At 60.6% G+C, this 17855-nt stretch carries 18 protein-coding genes and 1 tRNA gene; 13 read left to right on the top strand and 6 right to left on the bottom strand.

All coding sequences use genetic code 11. The features are described from left to right. Window positions 1–24 precede the first annotated feature (24 nt). The 5 genes from B0E42_RS20200 to B0E42_RS20220 all read left to right on the top strand — a co-directional run bounded on the left by B0E42_RS20200 (window position 25) and on the right by B0E42_RS20220 (window position 4628). A complete protein-coding gene (locus B0E42_RS20200) occupies window positions 25–987 on the top strand; it encodes a DUF523 and DUF1722 domain-containing protein (RefSeq protein ID WP_077507131.1) in 963 nt (320 codons plus the stop codon). Beyond that, complete coding sequence (locus B0E42_RS20205; RefSeq protein ID WP_053181875.1) at window positions 987–1934, top strand: MerR family transcriptional regulator; 948 nt, start codon at window positions 987–989, stop codon at window positions 1932–1934. The genes B0E42_RS20200 and B0E42_RS20205 overlap by 1 nt, the downstream gene beginning before the upstream one ends. Window positions 1935–1946: 12 nt before the next feature. Further along, window positions 1947–3398, top strand: coding sequence for a deoxyribodipyrimidine photo-lyase (gene phrB, locus B0E42_RS20210; RefSeq protein WP_053181908.1), 1452 nt, complete (start codon window positions 1947–1949; stop codon window positions 3396–3398). Between the two features lie 123 nt (window positions 3399–3521). After that, the gene (locus B0E42_RS20215; protein WP_053181878.1) at window positions 3522–4295 is read left to right on the top strand and encodes an SDR family oxidoreductase; all 774 of its coding nucleotides are present in this window, start codon (window positions 3522–3524) and stop codon (window positions 4293–4295) included. Between the two features lie 27 nt (window positions 4296–4322). Next, window positions 4323–4628 carry a YkgJ family cysteine cluster protein gene (locus tag B0E42_RS20220; protein WP_024617812.1) on the top strand — a complete coding sequence of 102 codons (306 nt, stop codon included), beginning with the start codon at window positions 4323–4325 and terminating at the stop codon, window positions 4626–4628. Window positions 4629–4752: 124 nt separating this feature from the next. On the opposite strand, the gene B0E42_RS20225 is transcribed toward B0E42_RS20220, so the two are convergent. From B0E42_RS20225 to hemA, 6 genes are all read right to left on the bottom strand, one after another. Beyond that, the gene (locus B0E42_RS20225) at window positions 4753–5271 is read right to left on the bottom strand and encodes an acyloxyacyl hydrolase (RefSeq protein WP_014340188.1); all 519 of its coding nucleotides are present in this window, start codon (window positions 5269–5271) and stop codon (window positions 4753–4755) included. Between the two features lie 114 nt (window positions 5272–5385). Next, window positions 5386–6177: a glutamate racemase gene (gene murI, locus B0E42_RS20230; protein ID WP_053189851.1), complete on the bottom strand. Its 792-nt coding sequence runs from the start codon at window positions 6175–6177 to the stop codon at window positions 5386–5388. Then, window positions 6170–6925 carry a molybdopterin-synthase adenylyltransferase MoeB gene (locus tag B0E42_RS20235; protein WP_024617811.1) on the bottom strand — a complete coding sequence of 252 codons (756 nt, stop codon included), beginning with the start codon at window positions 6923–6925 and terminating at the stop codon, window positions 6170–6172. The genes murI and B0E42_RS20235 overlap by 8 nt, the downstream gene beginning before the upstream one ends. Then, complete coding sequence (gene prmC, locus B0E42_RS20240; RefSeq protein WP_018606466.1) at window positions 6919–7749, bottom strand: peptide chain release factor N(5)-glutamine methyltransferase; 831 nt, start codon at window positions 7747–7749, stop codon at window positions 6919–6921. The genes B0E42_RS20235 and prmC overlap by 7 nt, the downstream gene beginning before the upstream one ends. A gap of 14 nt (window positions 7750–7763) precedes the next feature. Further along, on the bottom strand, window positions 7764–8846 hold the full coding sequence (prfA, locus tag B0E42_RS20245) for a peptide chain release factor 1 (protein WP_018606464.1): 1083 nt from the start codon (window positions 8844–8846) through the stop codon (window positions 7764–7766). Then, complete coding sequence (gene hemA, locus B0E42_RS20250) at window positions 8843–10132, bottom strand: glutamyl-tRNA reductase (RefSeq protein ID WP_018606462.1); 1290 nt, start codon at window positions 10130–10132, stop codon at window positions 8843–8845. Before hemA ends, prfA begins: the two co-directional genes overlap by 4 nt. A 172-nt stretch (window positions 10133–10304) precedes the next feature. On the opposite strand from hemA, the gene B0E42_RS20255 reads away from it, so the two are divergent. From B0E42_RS20255 to ychF, 8 genes are all read left to right on the top strand, one after another. Continuing rightward, window positions 10305–12029 (top strand): tetratricopeptide repeat protein, encoded by a 1725-nt coding sequence (locus B0E42_RS20255; protein WP_033062615.1) that lies wholly within the window; start codon window positions 10305–10307, stop codon window positions 12027–12029. A 4-nt stretch (window positions 12030–12033) separates the two neighbouring features. Continuing rightward, the gene (lolB, locus tag B0E42_RS20260) at window positions 12034–12651 is read left to right on the top strand and encodes a lipoprotein insertase outer membrane protein LolB (RefSeq protein WP_018606458.1); all 618 of its coding nucleotides are present in this window, start codon (window positions 12034–12036) and stop codon (window positions 12649–12651) included. Between the two features lies 1 nt (window position 12652). After that, the gene (ispE, locus tag B0E42_RS20265; protein WP_077507132.1) at window positions 12653–13504 is read left to right on the top strand and encodes a 4-(cytidine 5'-diphospho)-2-C-methyl-D-erythritol kinase; all 852 of its coding nucleotides are present in this window, start codon (window positions 12653–12655) and stop codon (window positions 13502–13504) included. Between the two features lie 37 nt (window positions 13505–13541). Then, window positions 13542–13616, top strand: a tRNA-Gln gene (locus B0E42_RS20270). A gap of 47 nt (window positions 13617–13663) precedes the next feature. Further along, window positions 13664–14605: a ribose-phosphate pyrophosphokinase gene (locus B0E42_RS20275; RefSeq protein ID WP_003171603.1), complete on the top strand. Its 942-nt coding sequence runs from the start codon at window positions 13664–13666 to the stop codon at window positions 14603–14605. Between the two features lie 140 nt (window positions 14606–14745). Beyond that, a complete protein-coding gene (locus tag B0E42_RS20280) occupies window positions 14746–15348 on the top strand; it encodes a 50S ribosomal protein L25/general stress protein Ctc (protein ID WP_018606432.1) in 603 nt (200 codons plus the stop codon). A 166-nt stretch (window positions 15349–15514) separates the two neighbouring features. Next, complete coding sequence (gene pth / locus B0E42_RS20285; RefSeq protein ID WP_018606430.1) at window positions 15515–16099, top strand: aminoacyl-tRNA hydrolase; 585 nt, start codon at window positions 15515–15517, stop codon at window positions 16097–16099. A gap of 22 nt (window positions 16100–16121) precedes the next feature. Then, window positions 16122–17222, top strand: a complete 1101-nt coding sequence (ychF, locus tag B0E42_RS20290) for a redox-regulated ATPase YchF (RefSeq protein WP_003205534.1) — start codon at window positions 16122–16124, stop codon at window positions 17220–17222. Window positions 17223–17855 lie beyond the last annotated feature (633 nt).

A 17855-nucleotide genomic window follows, 5' to 3' on the forward strand; every position in this document is an offset into this window, starting at 1 on the left:
AGATTTAGCAATCAGAGGTCGCCCATGCCCAGCACAGCCATCGCCAAACCCAGAATCGCCATTAGCGCATGCCTGATGGGTGCTGAAGTTCGCTTTAACGGCGGGCACAAGCAATCGCAGTTGTGCAGCCGCACCCTCGTCGATTATTTCGATTTCGTGCCGGTGTGCCCCGAAGTCGCCATCGGCCTGGGTATCCCCCGGGAGCCGATTCGCCTGGTGGGCAACCCCGAACATCCCGAGGCGCTCGGCACGGTGAATCGCGACTTCAACGTGACCCGGGCACTGGCCGACTACGGGCAGCAGATGGCTGGGGAGCTGGATGATATCTGCGGCTACATCTTCATGCAGAAATCGCCGTCCTGCGGACTGGAGCGGGTCAAGGTCTACGACCACAACGGCGTGACCCAGGACGGCGGTGGCCGCGGCATCTATGCCCAGGCCTTCTGCGAACGCCACCCCGACCTGCCGGTGGAGGAAGACGGTCGCCTCAACGACCCGGTGCTACGCGAAAACTTCCTGACCCGGGTGTTCGCCTATGCCGCCTGGCAACCTTTGCGCCGCGACGGACTGACCCGTCGCGACCTGATCGAATTCCACGCGCGCTACAAATACCTGCTGATGGCCCACAACCCGGTGCAGTACAAGGCCCTGGGCAACTTGCTGGGCAACATGGGCAAGGCCGACCCCAATGAGTTGGGCCCACGCTATTTCAGCGCATTGATGGCGGCCTTGAAGAAATGCGCCACCCGCCGCACCCACACCAACGTGCTGCAACACCTGAGCGGTTACCTCAAGCGCGCCATCGACGCCGATGACAAACAGGAAGTACAGCATCTGATCGAGCAATACCGCCTCGGCATCGTGCCCTTGGTGGTGCCACTGACGCTGCTCAAGCATCACTTGCGCCAGCACCCCGATCCTTACCTGGCGCAGCAGGTCTACCTGCAACCACACCCGGAAAACCTCAGCTTGCGAAACGCTATTTGATGAGGAACGAACCCGATTCGAGTGCCAGCGAAGACCTGGGGGTCGACTTTGCCAAGGCCTTGGCGCAAGGCTGGCTGCCCATACGCGAGGTCGCCCGGCAAACCGGTGTCAACGCCGTCACGCTGCGAGCCTGGGAACGCCGTTATGGCCTGATCGTGCCGCACCGCACGCCCAAGGGCCACCGACTGTTCAATGCCGAGCATGTGCAACGGATCCTGAGCATCCTCACCTGGATCGACCGTGGCGTTGCGGTGAGCAAGATCAAGCCGTTGCTGGACACGCCGCAGCCACCGAGCGAATCCTCCCAGGTGCCGGAGAATGACTGGCAGCGTCAGCGCCATGCCCTGGTGCTGGCGGTGACGCAACTGGCCGAGCGCCAGATCGATGACCTGGTCAACCAGGCGATGGCGCTGTACCCGCCCTGGACCGTGTGCGAGCAGTTGCTCTTGCCGTTGCTGGCCGAGCTGCACCTGCGCTGGCAAGGCCAGTTCGGCGCGCAACTGGAACGGGTCTTCCTGTACTCGTGGCTGCGCAGCAAGTTCGGCAGCCGGATCTACCACAACAACCGTCAGTTGCGCGGCGCGCCACTGTTGCTGGTCAATCATTCGGACTCGCCCCAGGAGCCGCACCTCTGGCTCACCGCCTGGCTGGCCAGCAGCGCCGACTGCCCGGTGGAAGTGTTCGACTGCCCGCTACCGGCCGGCGAACTGGCCCTGGCGGTCGAGCGCCTCAAGGCCCGCGGCGTCCTGCTGTATTCCAGTCACGCCCTCAACCTGTCCCAACTGCCCAGGCTGCTGGGCGCAATTGATTGCCCAATCATCATCGCCGGCCCCGCAGCGTCGATCCACCAGGCCAGGTTATCCACAGGCGTTGCGATGATTGACGTGTCCTGGGCCGAAGACCCGTTATCGGCTCAGCGCGAACTGAGCCGCCGAGAACTCCTTTAGATGGAAGACAGCATGCAACTGATCTGGCTGCGCAGCGACTTGCGCCTGCACGACAACACCGCTCTTGCGGCGGCCGCAGCCCAAGGCCCCTGCGTGGCGGTGTACCTGACCAGCCCCGAACAATGGCGCGCCCATGACGACGCGCCGTGCAAGATCGATTTCTGGCTGCGCAACCTCGGCGCGTTGAGTACGGCCCTGGCCGAATTGAACATCCCACTGCTGTTCCGCGAGGCCGCGCATTGGCACCAGGCACCGCAGGTACTGCTCAAGCTGTGTCGCGAACTGAACGTCGCCGCCGTGCATGTCAACGAAGAGTACGGCCTGAATGAAACGCGACGCGACGCCGAAGTCGCCCACGCGCTGAATGACCTGGGCGTTGAATTTCACAGCCACCTCGATCAATTGCTGTTCAAGCCCGGCAGCGTACTGACCAAGACCGGCAACTATTTCCAAGTGTTCAGCCAGTTCCGCAAGGTCTGCTACAGCCGTCTGCACTTTTCATTGCCGAGCCTGGTCGCCACGCCGGCCCGGCAGGCCCCCAACGGCATTGCCCGTGACCCGGTGCCGACGCAAGTCGATGGGTTCGCACCGCCCAGCGAAGCGCTACGCGCCCTCTGGCCTGCCGGGGAAACCGAAGCCCGTCGGCGCCTGGACACCTTTGTCGAGCAGCACATCGACGATTACCAAGGCGAACGGGACTTTCCCGCCAAGCCCGGCACCAGCCAGCTATCGGCCTATCTGGCGGCCGGCGTGGTGTCGCCGCGTCAGTGCCTGCACGCCGCGCTGCAAGCCAACCAAGGTGAATTCGAAAGCGGAAGTGCCGGTGTTGTGACCTGGGTCAATGAATTGCTCTGGCGCGAGTTTTATAAACACATTCTAGTGGGCTATCCACGCGTATCGCGCCATCGTGCGTTTCGCCCCGAAACCGAGGCGCTGGCGTGGCGCAAGGCCCCCGCAGAACTGGAGGCCTGGAAACAAGCGCGCACCGGCCTGCCGATTATCGATGCAGCCATGCGTCAATTGCTGGAGACCGGTTGGATGCACAACCGCTTGCGGATGGTCGTCGCCATGTTCCTGACCAAAAACCTGTTGATCGATTGGCGCGAAGGCGAACGCTTTTTCATGCAGCATCTGATCGACGGCGACCTGGCCGCCAACAATGGCGGCTGGCAGTGGAGCGCGTCCACCGGCACCGATTCGGCACCCTGGTTCCGCATCTTCAACCCGTTGAGCCAGTCGGAAAAATTTGACCGTGAGGGCCTGTTCATCAAACGCTGGCTACCTGAACTGAACGATCTGGACAGGCAACAGGTCCATAGCCCAAATACCCAGGGCGGCTTGTTTGGTGCCGTGGATTATCCGGCACCGATTGTCGACTTGAGCCAATCCAGGGCTCGCGCGCTGGCAGCGTTCAGAAACCTGCCGGCGCGACGGGACGCAGCCCTTGAAGGCATGGGCGATTAGCGAACATGAAATTACCAGCCTGCGGGATGCATTGTTTACCCGATAACATATAGTCTTACTAGTCGTACGGACTCTACTGAAAAGCTGCGAATCAGTGCGCTGTCCAATCGAAAGGAGTAGGGAATGGGTCTAAGACTGCCACGGCGCTATTGGCTCACCGGAGCTGGCAACGGAATCGGTGCTTCGTTGGCTGAAGCGATACTGCAGACGGGTGCATACCTGGCCGTCAGTTCGCGCTCGACCCGATCATGCGAAACCCTTTCGCTACGTTATCCAGGACACGTGCTGGCCGTGCCCGGCAATTTGACCGACAGCCAGGCCGTGCGCGAGATCGGCGAACAGATCGCCCGGCAATGGGGCGCCCTGGATCAGGTGATCGTCAATGCCGGGACGGCTGAGTACGTTGACGGGCAGCCGGCTGATCACACATTGATCGAGCATATTGTGCGCAGCAATCTGCTGGCTGCCAGTTTCTGCATCGAAGTGGCCATGCCCTTGCTGCGCGCCGGGACCGAACCTCATCTGGTGGGTATTGCCAGCCCGGCGACTTACCTGCCCCCTTCACAAGTAGAAGCGGGTGGCCACGGGATGCGTCATCTGTTCGAATCGGCTCGGGCAGAACTGGCATACGCGGGGGTCGATGTGACGCTGGTACACCCTGGCTACAACGCCCCATTGCCGGGGCCCGACGATTGCCCCCAAACCCCGATTCACTGGTCGGCGGACGAAACAGCGCGGCACGTGCTGAATCAGTTGGTCGAACGCCCGCGGGAAGTCGCGCTTCCCATTGCGTCCATGACCGCACTCTGGCCTTTGCCTTCGTCGACCGAAACCGTGCCGACCGATATGGGCTCATGCCAGGCGAAAAACGGCTATCCGATCAAGGGACGACCCTGAGCCGCTGATTGCCTTACACTGCGCGCCATGAAAACCATCCCCGTCCATGAAATCCCGACATCGGCCGTCACGTGTTCGACGTGCGCGGCGTGCTGCTGCCAGTTGGAAGTGATGCTGATCACCGACACCGGGGTCCCGGAGCGCTTTATCGACACGGACGACTGGGGTGGAGAGGTGATGCTGCGGCTGGATGACGGTTGGTGCGCGGCCCTGGATCGCGACAGCATGATGTGCACCATCTACGAAAAGCGCCCGCTGATCTGCCGCGAGTTCGAGATGGGCGCGCCGGAGTGCCTGGAAGAACGCCAGGGCATTACGACGGCGTATCGATAAAGGTCTGGTCTGATCTACTGTGGGAGCGAGCTTGCTCGCGATAGCGGTGGCTCAGACAATTTTATCTTGGCTGGTCTATTGCCATCGCGAGCAAGCCCGCTCCCACCGTTCTCAAGCTGTTTTGTTACAGCGGCATCGTGTAGTGCAGCGCGTAGCTTTCCACACCGTCGTTAGTCGACTTGATGCCGGCGTTGGAGTAATGAGTGGCGCGAATGCCCACTTCATGCCCACCGTTGAAGCGCAGGCCGAAGCCGATGCGATCTTCGAACTGGAAGGCCGTACCGAGCTTGTTGTCTTCGACTTCGGTATTGGCAAACAACGCCACGCCGATACCTGCCTCGATGTAAGGCTTCACGTTCTGACCGGAAAATTCATACACAAACACAGGCGAGAACGACAGGCTGTGATTGCTGGATGTCTCGTCCCCTTCCCAATAGGTATAGGCGCCACTCCAGTAGCCGGTCAGGCGACCGACATCACTTTGCAGCCAACTCTTGTCCCAGTCGAACTGCATGCCCAGGCGGTAGGTCATGGTCGAGTCGCTGGTCTGGCCAACCCCAAACTCCACACCCGCTGCTTGTGCAGTGTAAGTGTGCCCCAACAATGCAGCCGCAAACGCGGCAAAGCAGAATAAGCGCTTCATTAGAAACATCCTTTTCCGAACAGACTTAGTTAGTTTTGTGACAAACAGACAAAGCTATAGAAATCCGCATCCAAACAGAAGTTCAGCCCGTTTCACACGGTTTTCACATTCTTTTTACAGATCGAAGCTTCGCACAACGCCGGACGAATGCCATAGCATCGGTAGGATTTTTCTTAAATGTATCGGGTCTGCACTCGTCCAGAAGTGCGTTTCGCTGGCAGGTCCTTCAGCCAACAACCCTCGCTCCGCCAGGAGGCGCTGAAGTTGCCGGGCCACGGCGGCACCGGTATCGATCAGGCTGATGTGCTCCGGAATCATCCGCGCGAGCAATGGCTTGAGGAACGGATAGTGCGTGCAACCCAGGATCAGCGTATCGCAGCCGGCTGCCAGCAAGGGGTCGACGTAATGTTGCAGCAATTGATACAAGGCCGGGTTGTGCAGGTCACCCGCTTCGATCAGTTCCACCAACCCCGGACATGGTTGCGTGATGACCCGCACATCGGTGGCGAAACGGTCGAGCAAAGCGGCGAACTTGGCGCTCTGCAAGGTGCCCGTGGTGGCAAGCACACCGACGATACCGCTGCGGGTCGCGGCGGCGGCCGGCTTGACCGCCGGCTCCATGCCGACGATGGGCCAATGGGGGAAATCACGGCGTAGATCGGCAACTGCGGCGACCGTTGCGGTGTTGCAGGCCACGACCAGTGCCTTGGCACCCTGGCCCAGGAGAAAGTCGGCAATGATCGCGCAGCGTTGACGGATGTATTCCGGGGTCTTCTCGCCGTAGGGAATATGCCCACAGTCGGCCACGTACAACAGCGACTCATTGGGCAGCAATTGGCGAATTTCCCCCAGCACCGACAACCCGCCGACACCCGAGTCGAGCACACCGACCGGTGCTTCACTCATGTTGACCACCACAGACGCTGCAACCTGGATCACGCTTGACCCGCAGTTCACGGAATCGCGTGCCCAGGGCATCGATCAACAACAGGCGCCCCACCAGCGGCTCACCGAAACCGGCCAGCAACTTCAAGGCTTCAAGGGCTTGCAGGCTGCCCACCAACCCCACCAGCGGCCCGATCACACCGGCTTCGCTGCAGGTCAGTTCGGCTTCGCTGCCGTGGCCGTAGAGGCAGTGGTAGCAAGGGCTTTCAGGGCGACGCGGGTCGAACACCGACAACTGCCCTTCCAGGCGAATCGCCGCGCCACTGACCAGCGGTTTACCCGCCGCGACACAGGCCGCGTTCACCGCTTCGCGGGTCGAAAAATTGTCCGAGCAGTCGAGCACCACATCCACCGCCGCGACTGCCGCGGCCAGGCTGTCTTCGTCCATGGCCACCTGGTGAGGCACCAGTCGGACCTCGGGGTTGATCGCCCCCAGGCGCCGCATTGCCGAATCGACCTTGCTCAGGCCGACGCTGTCGGTGTCGTGAATGATCTGGCGTTGCAGGTTGGTCAGGTCGACGGTGTCGAAATCCGCCAGGTGCATCTCACCCACCCCCGCGGCGGCCAGGTACAACGCCACCGGCGCGCCGAGACCGCCAAGGCCGATGATCAGCACGCGGCTTTGCTTGAGACGCAATTGGCCGTCGATGTCGACGTGCTGCAACAGAATCTGCCGGCTGTAGCGCAACAGCTCCTGATCATTCAGCACGGCCGGCACCCCAGGCTGATGCGCTCATGACCGCCCAGGTCCTTGCGGCTGTGGACGTCAGCAAAACCTTGGAGGCGCAGCAAATCGCGCACCGCCTCGGCCTGATCGTAACCGTGTTCAAGCATCAGCCAGCCGCCCGGCTCGAGATGAGCCGGGGCCTGGGCAACGATCTGGCGCAGATCATCGAGCCCGTCCGGCCCGGCAACCAGGGCACTGGCCGGCTCGAAACGCACGTCGCCCTCGATAAGGTGCGGATCGCTGGCCGCGATGTACGGCGGGTTGCTGATGATCAACTCGAAACGCTCGTCTTCCAGCGCACTGAACCAGTGGCTGCTCAGCACCGTGACGTTGCGCAGGTCCAGACGCTGACGATTGCGTTCGGCCAGGGCCACGGCCTCCAGCACCCGGTCGACCGCCGTGACTTTCCAGGCCGGGCGCTCACTGGCCAATGCCAGGGCAATCGCGCCGCTGCCGGTGCCCAGGTCCAGGACCCGGGCTGGTGTCGCCGGCAACAACGCCAGCGCGGTCTCCACCAGCAGCTCGGTGTCGGGACGCGGGATCAGGGTATGGGGTGCGACTTCCAGGTCGAGTTTCCAGAAACCCTGTTGCCCGAGGATGTACGCCACCGGCTCGCCGGAACGACGTCGCCGCAGGTATTCGGAGAACAGCAACGCTGCCTCGCTGGGCACGATCCGCTCGGGCCAGGTGTGCAGGAAGCTGCGGGACTTGCCCAAGGCTGCGGCCAGCAACAACTCGGCGTCCAGCCGGGCCGTGGGCGAATCCGGTAACTCGGCAGCGCGTAACAGACTGGCGATGATGGTCATTTGTTCACCTGTGCTTACTCGCCAATCGCCGCCAACTGGTCGGCCTGGTATTCGGCCAGCAACGGCTCGATCACCGCATCGACACCACCGGCAAGGATCTCGTCCAGGGAATACAGGGTCAGGTTGACGCGATGGTCGGTGACCCGGCCCTGGGCGAAGTTGTAGGTACGGATCCGCTCGGAACGGTCGCCCGAGCCCACCAGCAACTTGCGTTCGCTGGCGATGGCATTGGCGGCGGCGCTGGTCTGCTGGTCGTTGAGCTTGGCCGACAACCAGGCCATGGCCCGCGCGCGGTTCTTGTGCTGGGAACGTTCTTCCTGGCACTCGACCACGATGCCCGAAGGCAAGTGCGTGATGCGGATCGCCGAGTCAGTCTTGTTGACGTGCTGGCCGCCGGCGCCGGAGGAACGGTAAGTGTCGACCCGCAGGTCCGCCGGGTTGATCTCGATGGCTTCCTGCTCGTCCGGCTCGGGCAATACCGCCACGGTGCAGGCCGAGGTGTGGATGCGTCCCTGGGACTCGGTGGCCGGCACGCGCTGCACGCGGTGGGCGCCGGATTCGAATTTCAGCTTGCCATAAACGTTGTCGCCTTCGACCCGGGCGATGACTTCTTTATAGCCACCGTGCTCGCCCTCGTTCTCCGAGAGGATCTCCACCCGCCAACCGCGACGCTCGGCATAGCGCGAATACATGCGAAACAGGTCGCCGGAAAAAATCGCCGCCTCGTCGCCGCCGGTACCGGCACGGATCTCAAGGAACACATTGCGCCCGTCATTCGGGTCCTTGGGCAACAGCATGCGTTGCAGGCTGCTTTCCAGTTCAACCAGTTGATCCTTGGCTTCGCGGACTTCCTCCACGGCCATTTCGCGCATGTCCGGGTCGCTGTCCTTGAGCAGCGCCTGGGCGCCTTCGAGATCGCCCTGCACTTTGAGCAACTGTTTATAGGCGGCGACAATCGGCTCGACTTCCGCGTATTCCTTGGAATAGGTGCGGAATTTGTTCTGGTCGGAAATGACTTCGCCATCGCCCAGCAAGGCGGTCAGTTCTTCGAAACGGTCCTGGAGAATGTCCAGTTTGTTGAGCAGTGACGCTTTCATTGCGGTTTTTTATCCGAAAAGCTATCCGGTGAGCCCTCACCGAGGGCAAAGAGTTCCTGGGCCATGGCCAGCGCATCGAGGCGGCCTTCGGCGGTCAGCTTCTTGAGCTGGACACTGGGGGCGTGGAGCAATTTGTTGGTCAGGCCGCGGGCCAGTTGTACCAGCACCTCTTCGGCACTGCCGCCGTTGGCCAGCAGGCGCAGGGCTTTTTGCAGCTCCTCGTCGCGCAGGCGTTCGCTCTGCTGACGATAGGCCTTGAGCACATCCACCGCCGCCAGCTCGCGCAGGCGCACCATGAAGTCGTCGGCACCGACGGTGATCATCTCTTCCGCCGCCTGGGCCGCGCCCTGCCGGCTCTTGAGGTTCTCGGCGACCACCTCGTGCAGGTCGTCGACGCTGTAGAGATACACGTCATCCAGTTCGCCGACTTCCGGCTCGATGTCCCGGGGAACGGCAATGTCCACCATGAAAATCGGCTTGTGCTTGCGCAGCTTCAGGGCACTTTCCACAGCGCCCTTGCCCAGGATCGGCAACTGGCTGGCGGTGGAACTGATGACGATGTCGCTGTGCACCAGCTCCGCGGGAATGTCCGACAGCAGCACCGCATGGGCGCCGAACTGCTCGGCCAGGGTACTGGCCCGTTCCAGGGTCCGGTTGGCGACGACTATGCGCTTGACCCCCAGGTCGTGGAGATGGCGGGCGACCAGGGTGATGGTCTCGCCAGCGCCGATCAGCAGTGCCTGGCTGCGTTGCAAATCACTGAAAATCTGTTTCGCCAGGCTGACCGCGGCAAACGCCACGGACACCGGGTTCTCGCCGATGGCGGTGTCGGTGCGTACCTGCTTGGCGGCGTTGAACGTCGCCTGGAACAGGCGCCCCAGCAGCGGGCCGACGGTGCCTGCCTCGCGGGCCACGGCGTAGGCCGACTTCATCTGGCCGAGAATCTGCGGCTCGCCCAACACCAGCGAGTCGAGCCCCGAGGCGACGCGCATCATGTGACGAACGGCCGCATCGTCTTCGTGCACATAGGCACTGGCGCGCAGCTCTTCAAAGCTCAGGTTGTGGTATTCGGCCAGCCAGCGCAGGACTGAATCGGCCGAAACGTGATCCTGTTCTATATATAGCTCGCTGCGATTGCAGGTGGAGAGGATCGCAGCTTCGCGACTGTCGGTGAGTCGGCAGAGCTGCTGCAAGGCCTCAACCAGCTGCTCAGGCGTAAAGGCCACGCGCTCGCGGACGTCTACTGAAGCAGTCTTGTGGTTAATACCGAGTGCAAGGAAGGCCATTCAAAGTCGCTGATGGTGACGTGAAGCCGGCAATTGTCCTACTTCGTCAGATTCAGAACAACCACTCGATCTCTATCGCCCTGCCCGGGGTTGTAAATCGACGGGGCGGTTATGTTTGACCGAAGGCTTGTGTCATGATGATCCGACCGCAGGTTAGTCGTCCTCTTCCTATATGAATAGATCTTCCGCGTTGCTCCTCGCCCTTGCCTTGCTCAGCGGCTGCCAGTCCATGGCCCCCGTTTCGACGGACGGTACGCCGCCCGTCGAAGACAGTGTGCAGGTACCTGAAAAACCCAAGGTCTACGGCTCGTTCAGCGAAGAAACCATCTTCAGCCTGTTGAGCGCCGAACTGGCAGGCCAGCGCAATCGCTTCGACATTGCCCTGGACAACTACGTGACCCAGGCCATCAACACCCAGGATCCGGGCATCTCCGAGCGGGCATTTCGCATTGCCGAATACCTGGGCGCCGACCAGCCAGCGCTGGATACCGCGCTGATCTGGGCCAAGAATGCCCCGGACGACCTCGAAGCACAGCGCGCCGCCGCCGTGCAACTGGCCCGGGCCGGGCGCTATGACGACTCCATGATCTATATGGAGAAAGTCCTGCTGGGCAAGGGCGACACCCATTTCGACTTCCTGGCCCTGTCCGCCGCCGATACCGACCAGGAAACTCGCAACGGCCTGATGAAAAGCTTCGATCGCCTGTTGCAGCGCCACCCGAACAACGGCCAGCTGATTTTCGGCAAGGCCCTGCTGCTGCAACAGGACGGTGACACCCAGGGCGCCCTCACCCTGTTGGAAGACAACCCGCCGGAAGCCGGCGAAGTGGCGCCGATCCTGCTGCGCGCACGCCTGCTGCAAGGCTTGAACCGGGGCGACGAAGCACTGCCGCTGCTGGAAAAAAGCATCAAGAAGTACCCGGACGACAAACGCCTGCGCCTCACCTACGCCCGCATGTTGGTGGAAAACAACCGCATGGACGACGCCAAGGTGGAGTTCTCCAGCCTGGTCCAGCAATACCCGGAAGACGACGACTTGCGCTACTCCCTGGCGCTGGTCTGCCTGGAAGCCAAGGCCTGGGAAGAGGCCAAGGGTTACCTGGAAGACCTGATCGCCCGGGAAAGCCACGTCGACTCGGCCCACCTGAACCTGGGTCGCATCGCCGAGGAACGCAATGACCCTGAGAGCGCACTGATCGAGTACGCCCAGGTTGGCCCGGGCAACGACTACCTGCCGGCACAGTTGCGCCAGGCCGATATCCTGATCGGCAATGGCAAGACCGCCGAAGCCCAGAGCCGCCTCGCGGTACAACGCGACTCCCAACCGGACTACGGCATCCAGTTGTACCTGATCGAAGCCGAAACCTTGTCGGCCAACAATCAGGGCGACAAAGCCTGGAACGTGCTGCAACAAGCCTTGAAGCAGTACCCGGACGACCTGAACCTGCTGTACACCCGCGCCATGCTCGCGGAAAAACGCAATGACCTGGCCCAGATGGAAAAGGACCTGCGCCTGATCATCCAGCGTGACCCGGACAACGCCATGGCCCTCAACGCCCTGGGCTATACGTTGTCGGATCGCACCACCCGTTATGACGAAGCCAAGCTGCTGATCGAACAGGCCCACCAGATCAATCCGGAAGACCCGGCGGTGCTCGACAGCCTAGGCTGGGTGAATTACCGCCTGGGCAATCTCGACGAAGCCGAACGCCTGTTGCGCCAGGCCCTGGAGCGCTTTCCCGACCAGGAAGTCGCCGCTCACCTGGGCGAGGTCCTGTGGGCCAACGGCAAACAACGCGAAGCCCGGCAGATCTGGAGCCGATTCCTCAAGGATCAGCCTGACAGCCCTATCTTGCGCAGCACCATCAAACGCCTGACCGGATCCGAGACTCTTTAAGATTATGTTTTTGCGCCATCTCATCGTTTTCAGCTTCATCGCCCTGCTCGCCGGTTGCGCGGGCTTCGGCGCCCGTGAATCCGTCCAGGGCCAGGGCAACCAGGCCCAATGGCGCGAGCACAAGCAACAACTGAGCAGCCTCGACGGCTGGCAGATCGACGGCAAGATCGGCATCCGCGCCCCGAAAGACTCCGGCAGTGGCACGCTGTTCTGGCTGCAACGCCAGGACTACTACGACATTCGCCTGTCAGGCCCACTGGGTCGCGGTGCGGCCCGCCTGACCGGCCGGCCGGGCCAGGTGTCGCTGGAAGTCGCCAACCAGGGACGCTACGAGGCGCCCACGCCCGAAGCGCTGCTGGAAGAACAAATGGGCTGGAAGCTGCCGGTTTCCCACCTGACCTGGTGGGTTCGCGGGCTGCCGGCACCGGACAGTAAAAGTCGCCTGACCCTCGATGCCGACAGCCGCCTGTCCAACCTGGAACAGGATGACTGGCAGATCGAATACCTCAGCTATGCCCAGCAGAACGGTTATTGGCTGCCCGAACGCATCAAGCTGCACGGCAGCAACCTCGACGTCACGCTGGTGATCAAGCAATGGCAGCCGCGCAAGCTGGGGCAATGACATGAGCGCCGCACACCTGACCCTGCCCTCCCCGGCCAAGCTCAACCTGATGCTGCACATCCTCGGCCGTCGTCCGGACGGCTACCACGAGTTGCAGACGATTTTTCAGTTCCTGGACTACGGCGACGAAATCACCTTTGCCGTACGCGACGACGGGGTGATTCGCCTGCACACCGAGTTCGAAGGCGTTCCCCACGACAGCAACCTGATCGTCAAGGCCGCGAAAAAACTCCAGGCGCAATCCGGTTGTCCGCTGGGCATCGATATCTGGATCGAAAAAATCCTGCCCATGGGCGGTGGCATCGGTGGCGGCAGCTCGAATGCGGCAACGACTTTATTGGGCCTCAACCATTTGTGGCAGCTGGGTTGGGACGTGGATCGCCTGGCGGCCCTGGGCCTGACGCTGGGCGCCGACGTGCCGGTTTTCGTGCGTGGCCACGCCGCTTTCGCCGAGGGCGTCGGGGAAAAATTCACCCCGGTGGAACCCGAAGAACCCTGGTACTTGGTGCTGGTGCCGCAAGTATCTGTAAGTACAGCAGAAATTTTTTCAGATCCACTGTTGACACGTAACTCTCCTCCCATTAAAGTGCGCCCCGTTCCCAAGGGAAACAGTCGAAATGACTGCTTACCGGTGGTAGCAAGGCGTTATCCAGATGTTCGTAACGCTTTGAATTTGTTAGGTAAATTTACCGAAGCAAAACTCACCGGAACTGGAAGTTGTGTGTTTGGGGGCTTCCCAAGCAAAGCTGAAGCTGATAAAGTCTCGGCCCTTCTGACAGAGACCCTTACAGGGTTTGTAGCAAAAGGAAGCAACGTTTCGATGTTGCATCGCAAGCTGCAAGACCTGCTCTAAAAGGAATCGAGTGCTGGGCACTCGCAGCAACAGATACAGGGGCGTCGCCAAGCGGTAAGGCAGCAGGTTTTGATCCTGCCATGCGTTGGTTCGAATCCAGCCGCCCCTGCCATTTTCCTATACTCATCCAGGTATACCCTCAGCCTTCAGGTACTGCGCGTGTCCAAGATGATGGTCTTTACGGGGAACGCTAACCCCGATCTGGCTCGGCGTGTCGTACGTCAGCTGCATATCCCTCTCGGTGACATCTCTGTCGGTAAGTTCTCCGACGGCGAAATCACTGCCGAGATCAATGAAAACGTTCGCGGTAAAGACGTTTTCATTATTCAGCCGACTTGCGCTCCGACCAACGATAACCTGATGGAACTCGTCGTGATGGCTGATGCCTTCCGTCGCTCCTCGGCTACTCGTATCACTGCTGTTATTCCTTACTTTGGTTATGCCCGTCAGGATCGCCGTCCGCGTTCCGCACGTGTGGCGATCAGCGCGAAAGTCGTGGCTGATATGCTGACCGTAGTCGGCATCGACCGTGTCCTCACGGTTGATTTGCATGCTGACCAGATTCAGGGTTTCTTCGATATCCCCGTGGATAACATCTACGGTTCCCCGGTCCTGGTGGATGATATTGAAGATCAGCGCTTCGAAAACCTGATGATCGTGTCCCCGGACATTGGCGGCGTCGTGCGTGCACGGGCAGTTGCCAAATCCCTGGGCGTTGATCTGGGTATCATCGACAAACGCCGTGAGAAAGCCAATCACTCCGAAGTGATGCATATCATCGGCGACGTCGAAGGGCGTACCTGTATTCTGGTCGATGACATGGTCGATACCGCCGGCACCCTGTGCCACGCGGCCAAGGCCCTGAAAGAGCATGGCGCTGCCAAGGTCTTTGCCTACTGCACACACCCTGTGCTGTCGGGTCGAGCGATCGAAAACATTGAAAATTCAGTGCTGGACGAGCTGGTGGTGACCAATACCATCCCGCTGTCCGCTGCAGCACAAGCCTGTGCGCGTATCCGCCAACTGGATATCGCACCGGTTGTTGCCGAAGCGGTTCGCCGCATCAGCAATGAAGAATCGATCAGTGCGATGTTCCGTTAAGGGCCCTGCCCTTTCCAGGAGATCTCGTTGACGAAAAGCGCCCCGCCCCAACACTCATGTTGGGGCGGGGCTTTTTTGCCCATACCGCTTTGGCGTCGGTCGCAGACGTCATTCGGAAATGGCTATTTTGGAGATACAACATGAACGATTTTACTCTGAATGCTGAAGTGCGTTCCGACCTGGGGAAAGGTGCGAGCCGCCGCCTGCGTCGTCTCGCAAGCCTGGTTCCAGCTGTAGTCTACGGTGGCGAAAAAGCCCCTGAGTCCATCAGCATGCTGGCCAAAGAAGTTGCCAAACTGCTCGAAAACGAAGCGGCCTACAGCCACATCATCGAGCTGAACATTGGTGGCACCAAGCAAAACGTCGTGATCAAAGCCCTGCAGCGTCACCCGGCCAAAGGCCACGTGATGCACGCCGACTTCGTACGCGTAGTAGCTGGCCAGAAACTGACCGCTATCGTGCCTGTACACTTCGTTGGCGAAGCTGCTCCGATCAAGAAAGGCGGCGAAATTTCGCACGTTGTTTCGGAAATCGAAGTGACCTGCCTGCCGAAAGACCTGCCTGAATTCATCGAAGTCGACCTGGCTGACGCCGAAGTCGGCACGATCATTCACCTGTCCGACCTCAAGGCTCCTAAAGGCGTTGAGTTTGTTGCTCTGGCACACGGCGATGACAAGGCTGTTGCCAACGTCCACGCTCCACGTGTTGCTCCAGAAGCCACTGAAGAAGGCGCTGCAGAGTAATTTCACTCTGTCGCCGGAGTGACCGGAAACATCGCGGACTGGAACGTAGCGAGACAGCGGGCGAGAACGCGAAGTTTACTTAACGGTAAATCCGCCATTTTTGTCCACTGTCGCAACACCGCCTGATTGCGACATTGTTACCCACACTCCAGGAAGGGCCCCTATCGTGACTGCCATTAAACTGATCGTTGGCCTGGGAAATCCAGGCGCTGAATACGAACAGACCCGGCATAACGCAGGGGCCCTTTTTGTTGAGCGCATCGCGCACGCACAAGGCCTCAGCCTGGCAGCCGATCGCAAGTATTTCGGCCTGACCGGTCGCTTCTCGCACCAGGGTCAGGATGTTCGCCTGTTGATTCCCACCACCTACATGAACCGCAGCGGCCAGGCCGTGGCGGCATTGGCCGGTTTCTTCCGCATCAAGCCTGAAGAAATCCTGGTGGCCCACGACGAACTCGACCTGCCTCCGGGCGTTGCCAAGCTCAAGCAAGGCGGCGGCCATGGCGGTCACAACGGGTTGCGCGACATCATCGCGCAACTGGGTAATCAGAATACCTTTCACCGCCTGCGGCTCGGCATCGGCCACCCGGGCGTTGCCAGTATGGTTTCAAACTTTGTCCTGGGTCGTGCGCCTCGCGCCGAACAGGAAAAACTCGATGCCAGCATCGACTTTGCCCTCGGCGTGCTGCCGGATATCCTCGCCGGTGAATGGAACCGCGCGATGAAAAACCTGCACAGCCAGAAGGCCTGACACTTATCCGAGGGGAAACACCATGGGATTCAATTGCGGCATCGTCGGCCTGCCTAACGTCGGCAAGTCCACCCTGTTCAACGCCCTGACCAAATCCGGTATCGCGGCCGAGAACTTCCCCTTCTGCACCATCGAGCCGAACACCGGCATCGTGCCGATGCCCGATCCGCGCCTGGAAGCCCTGGCGGCCATCGTGATCCCGGAGCGCGTGCTGCCGACCACCATGGAGTTCGTCGACATCGCCGGCCTGGTGGCCGGGGCTTCGAAAGGTGAAGGCCTGGGCAACAAATTCCTGGCCAACATCCGCGAAACCGATGCCATCGCCCACGTGGTCCGCTGCTTCGAAGACGAGAACGTGATTCACGTCTCCAACAGCGTCGACCCGAAACGCGATATCGAAATCATCGACCTGGAACTGATCTTCGCCGACCTCGACAGCTGCGAGAAGCAACTGCAGAAAGTCGCTCGCAATGCCAAGGGTGGCGACAAAGACGCCGTCGCCCAGAAAGCCCTGCTCGAGCAGTTGATCGCTCACTTCACCTTGGGCAAGCCGGCACGCAGCCTGATCAAGAACATGGGTGCCGATGAGAAGCAGATCGTTCGTGGCTTCCACCTGCTGACCACCAAGCCGGTCATGTACATTGCCAACGTTGCCGAAGACGGCTTCGAGAACAACCCGCTGCTGGACGTGGTAAAAGCTATCGCCGAAGAAGAAGGCGCGATCGTGGTACCGGTCTGCAACAAGATCGAAGCGGAAATCGCCGAGCTTGAAGACGGCGAAGAGAAGGACATGTTCCTGGAGGCCCTGGGCCTGGAAGAGCCTGGCCTGAATCGCGTGATCCGTGCGGGTTATGAAATGCTCAACCTGCAGACGTACTTCACCGCTGGCGTAAAAGAAGTCCGCGCCTGGACCGTTCGCGTCGGGGCTACCGCGCCACAAGCCGCGGCCGTGATCCATACCGACTTCGAAAAAGGCTTCATCCGCGCCGAAGTCATCGCCTATGACGATTTCATCCAGTACAAGGGTGAAGCCGGTGCCAAGGAGGCTGGTAAATGGCGTCTGGAAGGCAAGGAATATATCGTCAAGGACGGTGATGTGATGCACTTCCGCTTTAACGTCTAAGTTGCACGTGGTGTTGCGGGTGATGGTGTGTATATCCGTTTCTGCGGTAAGGGCCACTTACGGTTCCGCTCTTACAGCGGGTCACTTTTGGAAGAGCGCCAAAAGTAACCAAAAACGCTTTGCCCCACCACTCGGTGCCTCGCTTAGGCTCGGCATGCCTGAACGAAGGCATCGCTCCGTGGGCCGCCGCGAAGGGCCATCCATGGCCCAGCGCGGCTAACCCGGCATCCATGCCGGGTTGCCCACTGCGCAATGCCTTCGTTCAGCCAGCGTGGTTTAACGGGGCGCCCCAGATCAAAATCAAAATCAAAATCAAAATCGAGGCGGCCTGACAGCCGACCTGGCTTTTTTGCGAACGCGTTTTTCCTGTGGGAGCGAGCCTGCTCGCGAAGGCGGTTTCACAGCCAATGAAGATATTGGATGTGCCGGCCTCTTCGCGAGCAAGCTCGCTTGTATGGTAGGACTTGAAGGGAGGAGGAGGGACAAAGCTCGATTCTGACTGTTCGCGCAGTACAGACCGTGGGAGATTTCACCCCTCCTCCTTTCACCCAAGCGCCGATAAAGAATGCATCTGGCCTAGACCGACGATAGGAACAAGCCTGCGCCTCTGGGTGAACCCTTCAAGTGTTCAAA

Origin of the sequence: Pseudomonas sp. A25(2017), from assembly GCF_002001065.1 — a bacterium.
Taxonomy (GTDB): domain Bacteria; phylum Pseudomonadota; class Gammaproteobacteria; order Pseudomonadales; family Pseudomonadaceae; genus Aquipseudomonas; species Aquipseudomonas kilonensis.